Annotated in this window: 13 protein-coding genes; all 13 read left to right on the top strand. The window is 65.8% G+C overall.

Annotated features, from left to right (window positions below):
* The first annotated feature begins 126 nt into the window (after window positions 1-126).
* The 13 genes from nusA (at window position 127) to ACOZ9V_RS12110 (ending at window position 14,309) form a co-directional block, all read left to right on the top strand.
* Window positions 127-1,089, top strand: coding sequence for a transcription termination factor NusA (gene nusA / locus ACOZ9V_RS12170; protein WP_101547295.1), 963 nt, complete (start codon window positions 127-129; stop codon window positions 1,087-1,089).
* A 9-nt stretch (window positions 1,090-1,098) separates the two neighbouring features.
* Window positions 1,099-1,437, top strand: a complete 339-nt coding sequence (locus ACOZ9V_RS12165; RefSeq protein ID WP_308423783.1) for a YlxR family protein — start codon at window positions 1,099-1,101, stop codon at window positions 1,435-1,437.
* Window positions 1,438-1,567: 130 nt separating this feature from the next.
* Entirely contained in the window at window positions 1,568-4,486 is a 2,919-nt protein-coding gene (gene infB / locus ACOZ9V_RS12160; protein ID WP_434590398.1) for a translation initiation factor IF-2, read from the top strand.
* Between the two features lie 191 nt (window positions 4,487-4,677).
* Entirely contained in the window at window positions 4,678-5,112 is a 435-nt protein-coding gene (gene rbfA / locus ACOZ9V_RS12155) for a 30S ribosome-binding factor RbfA (protein ID WP_139468786.1), read from the top strand.
* A 194-nt stretch (window positions 5,113-5,306) separates the two neighbouring features.
* A complete protein-coding gene (locus ACOZ9V_RS12150) occupies window positions 5,307-6,182 on the top strand; it encodes a ligand-binding protein SH3 (protein WP_139468785.1) in 876 nt (291 codons plus the stop codon).
* A gap of 11 nt (window positions 6,183-6,193) precedes the next feature.
* Complete coding sequence (truB, locus tag ACOZ9V_RS12145; protein ID WP_181272034.1) at window positions 6,194-7,132, top strand: tRNA pseudouridine(55) synthase TruB; 939 nt, start codon at window positions 6,194-6,196, stop codon at window positions 7,130-7,132.
* 99 nt (window positions 7,133-7,231) lie between these two features.
* Window positions 7,232-7,873 carry a hypothetical protein gene (locus ACOZ9V_RS12140; protein ID WP_139468783.1) on the top strand — a complete coding sequence of 214 codons (642 nt, stop codon included), beginning with the start codon at window positions 7,232-7,234 and terminating at the stop codon, window positions 7,871-7,873.
* A complete protein-coding gene (locus ACOZ9V_RS12135; RefSeq protein ID WP_139908424.1) occupies window positions 7,863-8,234 on the top strand; it encodes a hypothetical protein in 372 nt (123 codons plus the stop codon). Before ACOZ9V_RS12140 ends, ACOZ9V_RS12135 begins: the two co-directional genes overlap by 11 nt.
* Before the next feature lie 90 nt (window positions 8,235-8,324).
* Window positions 8,325-9,263, top strand: coding sequence for a bifunctional riboflavin kinase/FAD synthetase (locus ACOZ9V_RS12130; protein ID WP_181272035.1), 939 nt, complete (start codon window positions 8,325-8,327; stop codon window positions 9,261-9,263).
* 91 nt (window positions 9,264-9,354) lie between these two features.
* Window positions 9,355-9,624, top strand: a complete 270-nt coding sequence (gene rpsO, locus ACOZ9V_RS12125; protein ID WP_039210907.1) for a 30S ribosomal protein S15 — start codon at window positions 9,355-9,357, stop codon at window positions 9,622-9,624.
* Window positions 9,625-10,012: 388 nt separating this feature from the next.
* Complete coding sequence (locus tag ACOZ9V_RS12120) at window positions 10,013-12,235, top strand: polyribonucleotide nucleotidyltransferase (RefSeq protein WP_139468948.1); 2,223 nt, start codon at window positions 10,013-10,015, stop codon at window positions 12,233-12,235.
* Between the two features lie 62 nt (window positions 12,236-12,297).
* Window positions 12,298-13,569: a M16 family metallopeptidase gene (locus tag ACOZ9V_RS12115; RefSeq protein WP_434590389.1), complete on the top strand. Its 1,272-nt coding sequence runs from the start codon at window positions 12,298-12,300 to the stop codon at window positions 13,567-13,569.
* A gap of 77 nt (window positions 13,570-13,646) precedes the next feature.
* The gene (locus tag ACOZ9V_RS12110) at window positions 13,647-14,309 is read left to right on the top strand and encodes a TetR/AcrR family transcriptional regulator (RefSeq protein WP_434590386.1); all 663 of its coding nucleotides are present in this window, start codon (window positions 13,647-13,649) and stop codon (window positions 14,307-14,309) included.
* Window positions 14,310-14,318 lie beyond the last annotated feature (9 nt).

The following is a 14,318-nucleotide window of genomic DNA, read 5'->3' as shown; positions in this document are numbered from 1 at the left end:
CGTACCTCCGGCAGTGCGGCGGCCCCTTCGCAGACAGAGTGCGGGCGCGGACTGGGATAGACTGTTACGCCTGCATAAGTGAACACAGACAATTCAATGCTCGGTTGAGCGAGAGAGGACTTAGACATGGACATCGACCTCAATGTTCTGCGCGTCATCGAACGAGAGCGTGAGATTCCGCTGGAAACCCTCATCGAACTCATCGAACAGGCGCTCTTCCTCGCCTACCAGAAGACCGAAGGGGCCTGGCCCGACGCCCGTGCCGAACTCGACAAGTCCACCGGCGAGGTGCGCATCCTCGCCGTGGAATTCGACAACGACGACAACCCGATCGGCGAGTTCGACGACACTCCCACCGGCTTCGGCCGCATCGCCGCCCAGACCGCTCGGCAGGTCATCCACCAGCGGCTGCGCGATGTCGAGGACGAGACGCTGCTGGGCACATTCAAGGGCCGTGAGGGCGAGATCGTCTCGGGCATCATCCAGCAGGGCCGCGACCCGCAGATGGTCCAGGTCGACATCGGAGACGTCGAAGCCGTGCTGCCCCCGCACGAACAGGTCCCCGGCGAAACCTACGCCCACGGCACCCGACTGCGCGTCTACATCGCCGACGTGCACAAGGGCACGAAGGGCACCTCGGTCACCGTCTCCCGCACCCACCCGAACCTCGTGCGCCGACTCTTCGCCCATGAGGCTCCGGAGATCGCCGACGGCACTGTCGAGATCGTGTCCCTGGCCCGCGAAGCCGGCCACCGCACGAAGCTCGCCGTGCGCGCCACGAAGCCGGGAGTCAACGCGAAGGGATCGTGCATCGGCGAACTCGGCTCCCGTGTGCGTGCGGTGATGAACGAACTCGGCCAGGAGAAGATCGACATCGTCGACTACTCCGACGACCCGGCGAAGTTCATCGCACACGCCCTGTCCCCGGCCAAGGCCAAGAGCGTTGAGATCCTCGACGCCGCCGCTCAGGAATCCCGCGCAGTCGTCCCCACCGACCAGCTGTCCCTGGCCATCGGCAAAGAAGGGCAGAACGCCCGCCTGGCAGCCAAGCTCACCGGCTGGAAGATCGACATCGTCGCAGGCGAATAGCCTCGTGCAGTGATTCGCACCACTGGCCCCCTTGGCGCGAGCCCGGGTGCCGGTGCTGTAGAATCATTCATTGTGAATGTTGGTGATGGACCCGTAAGGACGTGCATCGCCTGTAGGCAGAAGGCCGGTCGGGACGAGCTGACACGCTTCGTGTTCCGCCCCGATCAGCACCCCGCCGTCGTCCGCGATGTGTCAGCGACACTGCCGGGACGTGGTGCGTGGGTGCATCCTGATGCGAAGTGCCTGGACAAGGCCCTGACCACTGCCGCCTTCGCTCGATCCTTTCGAACGAAGATCACCGCCTCGGACCTCCCGAGGCCGGACACCGAACCCAAAGAGAACGGGTAGCCGAATGGATGACAAGTTGTGAGTGTCGCACGATGACACCCAAACGGAATTCGAGAGAGCAGTGAAATGAGTACTGCTCTTCATTGATGAGGTTCTTTCCTGACCGGGAAAGAACCCGGACAGGAGAACTGTGGCAAAGCCCCGTGTCCATGAGCTCGCGAAAGAGCTCGGCACAACAAGTAAGAACGTCCTCGAAAAGCTCCAGGACATGGGCGAATTCGTTCGCTCCGCCTCTTCGACGCTCGAAGCGCCCGTCGTGCGCCGCGTGAAGGAGGCATTCGCCGATTCCTCTTCCGCTGATGGTGAGAAGTCCACCGGCGCGAAGAAGGCCGCCAAGCCGGCCGCGAAGCCCGGAGCCCCGAAACCCGGTGCGAAGCCCGCACCCAAGCCCGCCGCGAAGTCGGCCGCCAAGCCGGGTGCTGCGAAGTCCGCCGGTGCGGCGAAATCGGCCCCCGCCGAGGATGCCGCCCCCGCTGCGAAGTCCGCACCGAAGCCTGCCGCCAAGCCGGCGACCCCGGCTGCCCCGGAGGCAGCCGAATCGACCGAGGCTCCCGCTGCCAAGCCGGCTGCCTCCTCGGCGCCGAAGCCCGGTGCCCCGAAGCCGGCTGCCGCACCCAAGCCCGGTGCGCCGAAGCCCGGCGCTCCCAAGCCGGGTGCTGCCGGGAAGCCCGGCGGTCGTGGTGCCGCGCGTCCCGGAAACAACCCCTTCGCTTCCTCGCAGGGAATGCCGAAGCCCGGTCGCGGACCCAAGCCCGGCGGTCGTGCCGGCCAGGGCGGTCAAGGCGGTCAGGGTGGCCAGGGCGGACGCCCCGGAAACAATCCGTTTGCGCCTTCGCAGGGAATGCCGAAGCCCGGCCAGAAGCAGCGCGGATCCGGTGAGGAATCCTCGGGCGGTCCCCGTCCGGCACCTCGCCCGGGCGCACCACGCCCGAACCCGTCGATGCTGAAGAACTCGGCACTGAACAAGCCCGCTCCCGGCCGCGGTCGCGGCGGCGGACGCGGAAACGCCCCAGGCGGCGGTGCACCCGGTGCCCCGGGCGGCGCTCCCGGCGGTCCTCGTCGTGGACCCGGCGGCGGTCCCGGTGGTCGCGGTTCAGGTCGCGGTCGCGGAAGCACGCAGGGTGCATTCGGCCGCGGCGGCGGTCCCCGTCAGAAGGGACGCAAGTCGAAGCGGGCGAAGCGCGCAGAGCTCGAACAGATGCAGGCTCCCTCGGTCGGTGGCGTCACCGTTCCGCGCGGAGACGGCAACACGCCGCTGCGTCTGCGTCGCGGCTCCTCGCTGGCCGACTTCGCCGAGAAGATCAATACCGATCCGACGAACCTCGTGACCGTGCTCTTCCACCTCGGTGAGATGGCCACGATCACCCAGTCCCTCGACGAGGCGACCTTCGAGGTCCTCGGCGAAGAGCTCGGCTACAAGATCGAGATCGTCTCGCCCGAAGACGAAGATCGTGAGCTGCTGGAGACCTTCGACATCGACCTCGATGCCGAAGCCGCAGAAGAGGACGACGAGGACCTGCAGGCACGTCCGCCGGTCGTCACCGTCATGGGTCACGTCGACCACGGTAAGACCAAGCTGCTCGACGCGATCCGCTCGGCCAATGTCGCTTCCCGCGAAGCCGGCGGAATCACCCAGCACATCGGTGCCTACCAGGCCGAGGTCGAGCACGAGGGCGAAGACCGCAAGATCACCTTCCTCGACACCCCCGGTCACGAGGCGTTCACCGCCATGCGTGCCCGTGGTGCGAAGTCGACGGACCTCGCGATCCTCGTGGTCGCCGCCGACGACGGCGTCATGCCGCAGACGATCGAAGCTCTCAACCACGCTCAGGCGGCCGATGTGCCGATCGTCGTGGCCGTGAACAAGATCGACAAGGAAGGCGCCAACCCCGCCAAGGTCATGCAGCAGCTGACCGAATACAACCTCGTGGCCGAAGAATACGGCGGCGAGACCATGTTCGTGCCGATCTCCGCGCTCAAGCGCGAGGGCATCGACCAGCTGCTCGAATCCGTTCTGCTGACCACCGATGCGGCCCTGGACCTGCGGGCGAACCCCGACAAGTCCGCTCGCGGCATCGCGATCGAAGCCAAGCTCGACAAGGGCCGCGGTGCGGTTGCCACCGTCCTCGTCGAGTCCGGCACCCTGCGTCAGGGCGACGCCATCGTCTGCGGCACCGCCTACGGACGTGTGCGTGCGATGTTCGACGAGAACGGAAACGTCGTCGAGGAGGCCGGGCCCTCCCGCCCCGTGCAGGTGCTCGGCCTGTCGTCCGTCCCGCGTGCCGGTGACTCGTTCATCTCCACCGATGACGACCGCACGGCCCGTCAGATCGCTGAGAAGCGTGACGCCATCGAGCGCAACGCCGCTCAGGCCCGCGGTCGCAAGCGCATCAGCCTTGAGGACTTCACGAAGGCTCTGGCTGAGGGCAAGGTCGACATGCTCAACCTCATCCTCAAGGGTGACGTCTCCGGTGCTGTCGAAGCGCTCGAGGATTCGCTGCTCAAGATCGATGTGGGCGACGACGTCGACCTGCGGATCATCCACCGCGGCGTCGGTGCGATCACGGAGAACGACATCAACCTGGCCACGGTCGACAACGCGATCGTCCTCGGCTTCAACGTCCGTCCGGAAGCGAAGGCTCGCGACCTGGCAGACCGCGAAGGCGTCGACGTCCGCTACTACTCGGTCATCTACCAGGCGATCGACGACATCGAGTCCTCGCTCAAGGGCATGCTCAAGCCCGAGTACGAAGAGGTCCAGACCGGTACCGCGGAGATCCGCGAAGTCTTCCGCTCCTCGAAGTTCGGCAACATCGCCGGTTCGATCGTCCGCGACGGCCTCATCAAGCGGAACTCGACCGCTCGCGTCACCCGCGACGGAATCGTCATCGGCGACAACGTCCACATCGAATCGCTGCGCCGGTTCAAGGACGATGCGACCGAGGTCCGCGAGGGCTACGAGTGCGGTATCGGACTCGGCAAGTTCAACGACCTGCGCGAAGGCGACATCATCGAGACCTTCGAGATGCAAGAGAAGCCGCGCGACTGATCGGTCGCACCGCGAGTTCCACCCGCTGATTCGACAGCCGCAGCAGCGCAGCCGAGGAGGATGGGACTCATACCGTGAGTCGACGGCTCCGGTCGGCCCCCTGAATGGGGGACCGGCCGGAGCCGGTTCGATTCCACAGCTAACATAGGGCCGGAAGAGTTGTTCCGGCCCCGAACAGAAGGACACACACCATGGCAGACTCGACACGGGCCCGCAAGATCGCCGACCAGATCAAGGTCATCGTCGCCAGCACCATCGAGCGCAAGCTCAAGGATCCCCGCCTCGGCTTCGTCACCGTCACCGATGTTCGCGTGACCGGCGATCTGCAGCACGCCACCATCTTCTACACCGTCTACGGCGACGACCAGGATCTCGTCGGCACCGGTCATGCCCTCGAATCGGCCAAGGGCTTCATCCGCTCCGAGGTCGGCAAGGGGCTGACGATCCGTCTGACCCCGAGCCTCGAATTCATCGCCGATGCCGTCCCCGAGGCGGCCGCCCGTCTCGACGGACTGCTCGCTCAGGCCGCCGCCGACGACGCTCGAGTCGCCGGGTTGGCCAAGAACGCGCAGCATGCAGGTGAATCCGACCCGTACAAGAAGGCCGACGACGCCGACGAGGAGTGATCGTCGCATTCCAGCGAACAGACTGCATCGCGCCTGGTCATCGGGTGGAGAGCGGCGGAACGGCCGTTCCGGGTCCGATTTGAGCTTCGTCACGTCACGAAAAGAGTTCTCGTAACAGTTTTGTTATCTTTCCGAGATGTCGTAGACTTTTTGCGGTAACGAAATGATTACGACTCTGTTAAGGGAATTCTGCATTGGGTAAGCACTCCTCACCGAAGCCGTCGTTCGCGAAGCAGCTGATCCGGGACCTGACTCCCGGCAAGCGCCCCGCAGGCCGACGCGCAGCGAATGCGCCGTCCTCGGCGACTTCCGTGCTGGCGACCGTCAAGCAGCGTCCCGTCGTCGCCGCGATCGCCGTTCCTGCAGCCGCGACCGCCGCCGTCGTCGGTTCGACCGTCGTCATGGGTCCGCCCGAGTCCGGCAACGTCACCACCGAGGCCGCATCGACGACCCCCGAGGAGTCGACCACTGCCTCGACCCCGAGTCAGAAAGAACTCGACGCCGAACGCAAGAAGGCCGGCGAAGAGTACCTGGAGAAGGTCAAGGACGACCCGAAGTACAAGAACAAGACCTCGAAGACCGATCTCGAGGTCAAGGCTCCGCCGAAGCCCAAGCCGACCGCGGAATCCTCGGCTGCTGAGGAGAAGAGCGACGATTCGTCCTCCGATGAGAAGTCTTCCGATGAGAAGTCCTCCGGCGAAGGCACCTCCTCGGACACCTCGGCACCGCCGTGCAGCGTGTCCTCCTCGATCGAGTCCGGCCTGCTGCCGAACGCCGTCAACGGCTACCGTGCTGTCTGCGCGAAGTTCCCCGAGGTCAAGACCTTCGGCGGACGTCGCCCCGGCACCGGTTCGGATCACAACACCGGTGAAGCCGTCGACATCATGATCACCGGATCCACCGGCGACCGCATCGCCGAATACCTCATCCAGAACCAGAGCGCCCTCAACGTCAAGTACGTCATCTGGAAGCAGCGCATCTGGATGCCCGGACAGGGCTGGAAGGGCATGGAGGACCGCGGAGACGCGACCGCCAACCACTTCGACCACGTGCACGCGTCCTTCAACTGATCGCACACCCAGTGAGCGATACTTCCCCACAGGGCGTCCTTGTCTGCGACAAACCGCAGGGACTGAGCTCCCACGGCGTGGTCTCCCGCATCCGCCGTTGGTTCGGGACGAAGAAGGTCGGCCACGCCGGCACTCTCGACCCGATGGCCACGGGCGTCCTCGTGCTCGGCCTCGGCCGCGGCACCAAGCTGCTCACCTACATCACCGGGGTCTCGAAGACCTACTTCGCCACCATTCGCCTGGGGGCATCGACGCCGACCGATGATGCCGATTCCGAGCCCGATCGCTTCGCCGATCCGTCCGATCTCGCTCGTGTCGACGCTGCGGCCATCGAGGCCGCCGTGGCCAAGCTGCGCGGCCCCATCGATCAGGTGCCCAGCGCCGTCTCGGCGATCAAGGTCGACGGCAAGCGCTCCTACGCCCGCGTCCGTGCCGGTGAGAACGTCGAACTCAAGGCCCGTCGTGTCGAGGTATCGGCCTTCGAGATCATCGACATCCGCTTCGCCGCCGAGGACGGGCATATCGACGTCGATGTCGAAGTCGACTGCTCGTCGGGCACCTATGTGCGCGCCCTGGCCCGCGATATCGGCACCGACCTCGGCGTCTTCGGCCATCTCACCGCGCTCAGGCGGACGCGCGTCGGCGATTTCCACATCGACCAGGCCGTGACCCTGCCCGAGGACCTCGACCTCCCCGCGCCCAGCCTCATCTCCCTCGCCGAGGCGGCCCGCACCCTCCTGCCCGTCGTCACCGTCGATGCCGAGCGGGCCCGCGCACTCATGCAGGGCAAGATCGTTGAGGCTGGTGACTGGCATATAGGCTCCGACGCCGGCGACGCGGGGAACCGAGAGGTCGCCGTCATCTGCGATGACGCCCTCGTCTCCGTGGCCGAAGTGCGTCGGAATGGCGGTCTGAAGTCGCTGACCGCCTTCGCCATCGACCTCGCCTGAGGGGCTCAGCCTTCACGCTCGATACAACTAAATAGTTTGTATTCATCAGATACAACTGAAACTATTGTGTCTGAGGCTATCTTCTGGTCTACTTGTCCTATGTTCGTCTTGACCATCGACCAGCAGGATTCGCGGTCGAACGCCGACGCGGTGCCCCGCATCCTCGATGCTCTCTCTCCGATCGACACGGTCGTTCCCTTCGCCCGCACCATCGGTGACGAGGTCCAAGGGGTCCTCGACGGTCCCGACGCCGTCGCCGAGGCGGTCCGCCGTATCGGCATCGACTCCGGTTGGCATATCGGCCTCGGAATCGGCGAGGTCGAACGGCCGCTGCCCGAGACGACCACCGAGGGTAGGGGAGAAGCCTTCTACTCCGCTCGCCAGGCGGTCGAAGCAGCCAAATCCGCACCCGTCCACCTCGTCGTGAGCGCCGACCCGGACGTCGTCAGCGCCGATGCGGACAGTGACCATCGTGGGCTGGCGGAGGCAGCTCTGCGGCTCCTCATCAGCACGCTGACAGAGCTGCGCGGTCACTCCCGCGGCTACGTCGGATACCGACTGGACCACCCTGATGCCACTCAGGCCGAGATCGCCGCGGAATTCGACGTCTCCCAACAGGCGGTCTCCCGGGTGCTGGCGGCCGGTCCCGCCGAGATCATCGCCGGAGCCGAGCACCTGGCCCGACATCACCTCGACCGGCTCCAGCGAGCCCTGTCGGAAGGAGACGCACATGTGGACTGACGTGCTCGTCGCCATCGCCGCCGCCATCATCGCGGCCCTCATCGGCTGGCCACTCGTCCCGCTTCTCCTCCGCCTGACCCATGCGGGCCCGGGCTCCAAACCCGAACGCACAGGAGCCGAGGACGTCGAGGTCCTGCGCGGCGGACTGTGGATCGGCATCGTCGAACGCGCGCTCATCGCCGGAGCGATCGTGCTCGGCCGACCCGAACTCATGGCCGTGGTCATCGCGGTCAAAGGGCTCGGACGCTTCGCGGAGATCAAATCCTCGGCGGCCGCGGGGGAGCGGTTCATCATCGGCACCTTCGTCTCCATCGCCCTGGCCTCCCTCCTCGGCGTCATCGGGTGGGCGATCATCGCCTGAACCCGTCCTTCCGCCTCGGCGAGGTCCGGGTTAGGAGGCGGAAGATCTCTGCGATAATCTGAATCGGTGCACGGAAGGAGCGAATGTCTGGTGGAGCTGTATCACGGACTCGGTGAGGTCGAGGTCGACGCTGTCGGCACCGTCGTTACCCTCGGCAACTTCGACGGCGTGCACCGCGGACATGAAACGGTCCTGACCACCGTCGCCGCCCTGGCCAGGCAAGAGGGCCTGCGCTCGATCGCAATGACCTTCGATCCCCACCCGCGCACGGTCCACCGCCCCGATGAGCCGACCGTGATGATCAACTCGACCCGGCAGCGCGCCGACCTCATCGCCGCCACTGGAATCGACGGCCTCCTCATCCAGCCCTACGACCTCGACTTCGCCGCCCAGTCGGCCGAGGAATTCGTGCGCCGGTACTTCGTCGAAGCCCTGCGCGCGAAGATCGTCGTCGTCGGCGACGATGTCCGGTTCGGCAAGGACAACGAAGGCACGATCGAGACTCTGCGCCGCCTCGGCGAGAAATTCGGGTTCCGTGTCGAAACGATCGACGAGGTCGGGCGCGGGGGTCGGTATTCGTCCTCCCGGATCCGGGAGCAGCTCACTGCCGGTGATGTCGCCGAGGCGGCCGACCAGCTCGGGCGCTACCACGCACTCCACGGCACCGTCGTCCACGGCGATGCCCGCGGACGCGACCTGGGTTTTCCGACGGCGAACCTCTCGGACGATCCCGACGGACTCGTCCCCGCCGACGGCGTCTACGCCGGCTGGGCGACGTTCTCCGGTGAGGATCAGGCGTACCCGGCCGCGATCTCCGTGGGCACGAACCCGACCTTCCAGGGACAGGTCCGACGAGTCGAGGCGTACGTGCTCGACAAGGAATTCGGCGAATTCGACGTCTACGACCGTGAGATGACTCTCGAATTCGTCTCGCGCATCCGCGGGCAGGTCGCGTTCACCGGGATGGACGACCTCATCGTGCAGATGCATGAGGATATCGCCGATGTGCGCGAGGTCCTGCACACCTGATAAGCTGATCTCTGCCGTTTTCACCGGCCGCGGTCCCATAGGGCAGAGACTTCAGGTCCCTGCGCCGCGCAACGACACGAAGGAGAACTCCATGGCTCTCGATACCGCTGTGAAGCAAGAGATCATCAAGGAATATGCAACTCATGAGGGCGACACCGGTTCTCCCGAGGTCCAGGTTGCACTGCTGACCCGCCGGATCACCGACCTGACCGAGCATTTCAAGGATCACAAGCACGACCACCACTCGCGTCGTGGACTGCTGCTCCTCGTCGGCCAGCGTCGCCGCATGCTCAAGTACCTCGCGAAGGTCGACATCGAGCGTTACCGTTCGCTCATCAAGCGCCTCGGCCTGCGCCGCTGATTCGAGTCTGCTGATCAGCACCGTCTGATCGGACCGTCTCGAACTGTTCGGAAGCGTCCCACCTCTCGGTGGGGCGCTTTCGTGCTTCTGCGGTAGACTCATGCGTGGACGCACATGCCATGGACGTTTCGGTCTTCGGTAGTGGCCTCCGGAGGAACGCGCGCTGACACAGGCTTGCATATGCAAGTGGCTGCCGGCACCGGTTCCGTGGGCCCCGATCGATGACCGGCGTGGATCCATGCATCGTCCATTGCCAATATCCCGCCGGAAGGGCGCGGGGCTTCGCACTGTGCAATGCAGAGCGCTGCCTCTTCGCGCCGAGGGGCCTCCCTCGAGCGTTGCAGGTCTTGCGATGACCGCCGCGCACCGGCACAAACTAGGAGACTACGTGGGACTCAACCCTGAATCCGCCGTTGCCCATATCGACAACGGCAGCTTCGGCAAACACACCATTCGCTTCGAAACCGGACGACTTGCCCAGCAGGCCGCCGGATCCGCCGTCGCCTACCTCGACGACGACACCATGCTGTTCTCGGCCACCTCGGCCGGCAAGAACCCCCGTGAGGGCTTCGACTTCTTCCCCCTGACAGTCGACGTCGAAGAGCGCATGTACGCCGCCGGCCGCATCCCCGGCTCGTTCTTCCGCCGTGAGGGACGCCCCTCGACAGATGCGATCCTGACCTGCCGCCTCATCGACCGTCCGCTGCGCCCCTCGTTCGTCAAGGGCCTGCGCAACGAGGTCCAGGTCGTCGTCACCGTGATGTCGGTCAATCCCGACCACATCTACGACGCTCTGGCCATCAACGCCGCGTCGATGTCGACTCAGCTCTCGGGTCTGCCGTTCTCCGGCCCCATCGGCGGTGTGCGCATCGCGCTCATCGACGGCCAGTGGGTCGCCTTCCCGAACCACTCGCAGCTCGAGGACGCCGTGTTCAACATGGTCGTCGCCGGTCGTGTTGTCGGTGACGACGTCGCCATCATGATGGTCGAGGCCGAAGCCACCGACAACGCCATCGACAAGATCAAGACCGGTGCCGCGGCCCCCACCGAGGAGGTCGTGTCCGAAGGTCTCGAAGCTGCGAAGCCGTTCATCGCAGAGCTCTGCCGCGCGCAGTCCGAGCTCGCCGATCGCGCCGCGAAGCCGACCGTCGAATTCCCCGTCTTCCGCGACTACGAGGACGACGTCTTCGAAGCGGTGAAGGAACTCGCCGAGGCGAAGCAGACCGAGAACTTCACGATCGCCGACAAGCAGGAGCGGGAAGCCGCCGGTGCCGCCCTCCTCGACGAGCTCTTCGAGAAGCTCGGAGAGCGCTTCGAAGGCCGTGAGAAGGAGATCGCGAACGCTCTCAACGCCCTGACCAAGCAGGTCGTGCGCAAGCGCATCCTCACCGAGCAGGTCCGCATCGACGGCCGTGGGCTCAAGGACATCCGTCCGCTCACCGCCGAGACGAACGTCATCCCGCGCGTGCACGGTTCGGCGATCTTCGAACGCGGCGAGACCCAGATCTTGGGTGTCACCACCCTGAATATGCTCAAGCTCGAGCAGACCATCGACTCGCTCTCACCCGAGACGTCGAAGCGCTACATGCACCACTACAACTTCCCGCCCTATTCGGTCGGTGAGACCGGCCGCGTGGGCAGCCCGAAGCGCCGCGAGATCGGCCACGGCGCTCTCGCCGAACGCGCCCTCGTGCCCGTTCTGCCCAAGCGTGAGGACTTCCCGTACGCGATCCGTGAGGTCTCCGAGGCCCTCGGTTCGAACGGTTCGACCTCGATGGGCTCGGTCTGCGCCTCGACGCTGGCCATGCTCTCGGCCGGTGTGCCGCTGCAGGCGCCCGTCGCCGGCATCGCCATGGGTCTCGTCTCCGACGTCATCTCAACCGACCAGGGTGAGCAGACCGCCTACGCGGCTCTGACCGACATCCTCGGTGCCGAAGATGCCTTCGGCGATATGGACTTCAAGGTCGCCGGTACGCGTGACTTCATCACCGCGATCCAGCTCGACACCAAGCTCGACGGCCTTCCCGCCTCGGTGCTCGGTGCCGCCCTCAAGCAGGCCCGCGAAGCACGCATGGTCATCCTCGACGTCATCGCAGAGGCCATCGACGCCCCGGCCGAGATGGCCCCGACGGCACCGCGGATCATCTCCGTGAACATCCCCGTCGACAAGATCGGTGAGGTCATCGGGCCCAAGGGCAAGATGATCAACCAGATCCAGGAGGACACCGGCGCGGACATCAGCATCGAAGACGACGGAACCGTCCTCATCGGTGCCACGGACGGACCGGCCGCCGAGGCCGCCCGTTCGATGATCAACGCGATCGCGAACCCGCAGGTTCCCGAGGTCGGCGAACGCTACCTGGGCACCGTGGTCAAGACAATGAGCTTCGGCGCATTCGTGTCCCTGACCCCGGGCAAGGACGGCCTGCTGCACATCTCCGAGCTGCGTAAGCTCAACGACGGCAAGCGCGTCGAGGACGTCGAAGACGTCGTCGGTGTGGGCCAGAAGGTCCAGGTCGAGATCACGAAGATCGATGACCGCGGCAAGCTGTCGCTGGCTCCGGTCACCGACGAAGACGAGAAATCGGACGAAGAGGGATCAGACAACTGATACTGAGCAGTTCGCACACCGGGGAGGGCAGCCGAATCGATCGGTCTGTCCTCCCCGGTGGTTTGACGCTGACCACCGAACACATGCCGGGTCTGGCCTCGGAGACGATCGGGATCTGGGTCGCGGCCGGGTCCCGTGACGAATCCGCCGAGACCGCCGGCTCGACGCATTTCCTCGAGCACATGCTGTTCAAAGGCACCGGCAGCCGCGATGCGAAGACCATCGCCGCGGCCTTCGACCGCACCGGCGGGGATTCGAATGCGATCACCGCCAAGGAGCTCACCTGCTACTACTCCCGGTGCCTCGTGACGGATCTGCCGAACATCACCGGCCTCCTCGTCGATATGGTCTCGAACTCCCAACTCGACGTCGAGGAGTTCGAACGCGAGCGCGGTGTCATCATCGAAGAGCTCGCCATGTCCGCCGATGATCCCGGAGACGTCCTCTTCGACGACTTCGATTCTCTGGTCTTCGGGCCGCATTCGCTGGCCCGGCCCGTGGGTGCGACGAAGGATCAGATCCGCGTGCTCGGCCACCACACGGTCATCGACCACTATCAGTCGACGTATATCCCGCCTCGTCTGGTCATCGCCGCCGCGGGCGGGGCGACCCACGAAGAGGTCCTCGAGATGGTTGAGGATGCCCTCGCCGAGGCGGGGCTCGGGTCCCGCGCCGACGTCTGGTCGGGCGCGGGGAACGGGGACGCCGCCTCGGTGGCGAAGGGCTCGCACCTCGGTGGGGCCGCACGGGTGCGTCCGGAGTTCCATTCCGGAAAGTCGCACACCGTCAAAGACATCGAACAGTTGGGCATCATGCTCGGCTGCGAAGGCCTGCCGGAAGGCGACGACGACCGGTTCATCTACTCGGTCATGCTCACCATGCTCGGCGGGGGAATGTCGTCGCGACTGTTCCAGAGCGTGCGCGAGGAGCGCGGACTGGCCTATGCCGTGAACTGCGTGGCCAGCCAGTTCACGGATACCGGCACCTTCGGCATCTACGCCGGATGCACGGCCGAGAACGCTCAGGCCGTCGTCGATCTGGCGGTGAGCGAATGGGATCGGCTGGCGCAGGAGACGCCGAGTCAGTTCGAGCTCGACGAGATCGTGTCCCAACTGTCGGGGTCGATGGTGCTCGGACTCGAGTCCTCTGCGGCGCGGATGAATCGTCTCGCCCGGTCGGAGATCTTCGGGCTGCCGCTCGAATCGCCGATGGACCTCATCGAACGCGTCCGCTCGGTCACGGCCGAGGACGTCAGCGAGATGGCCGGGCGGCTGCTGTCGCGGCCCAAGGCTCTGGCGCTGGTCGGACCGGCCGCCGAGGTTGAACTGCCCTGAGCGCGTCGCCGCGTTCGGGGCGTCGAGCCTCGGGCGCGGGATGCCGTCCGGCTGGAACGTGAAAGGAGACAGGCGAGATGGCGAGGAAGAGTGCAGCGGTCCGCCGGGAGGAGATCCTGGCGGCCACGGTCGAGGAGATCGAGGCGACGGGTCTGCGCGCGCTGCGGGTCTCCGACGTCGCCGCGCGTCTGGGCTTGAGCGCCAGTCTCGTCATCTACCACTTCGAGACGAAGGAAGCCCTCGTCGCCGAGGCCTTCGATTTCGCCGGTCGCCAGGACATCGACCGGGCCCGGGAGCTGGCGGCCGGGACTGCATCGGCGGGGACGGACGCACCACACGACGGCGGTGGAGACGCCACGACGGGAGCCGCCTCGGCGAGGGGGAGTGGATGCGCACTCCAGCGACTGCGGGACGTCGTCGGCTGGTACCTGCCAAGCGGCTCCTCGCGCAGTTGGAAGATCTGGATCGACGCTTGGTCGGCCGGACTCTTCGATGCTGGTCTGAGAGCAACATTCGCCGCTCTCGACCGGGAGTGGAAGTCGATTCTCGTGCACCTCATGGACGAGGCCATCGCGGCGGGGGAGTGCACGGCACCTGAAGGCGGCACCGCGTCGGGCGCGACCCGGGTCCTCGCCTTCCTCGACGGCCTGGCTATCCAGGTGATGGTCAATTCGGAGACCGTTGACACAGAGGCGCTGAGCACCTGGGTCGACGACTTCCTCACCCGCGAACTCGGCTGAGGGTGATTG

The sequence above is a fragment of the Brevibacterium sp. 1718 genome (assembly GCF_051131255.1).
Lineage (GTDB): Bacteria > Actinomycetota > Actinomycetes > Actinomycetales > Brevibacteriaceae > Brevibacterium > Brevibacterium sediminis.
Note: the sequence above shows the minus strand (reverse complement) of the source record. Positions and strands in the feature narration are given on the sequence as shown.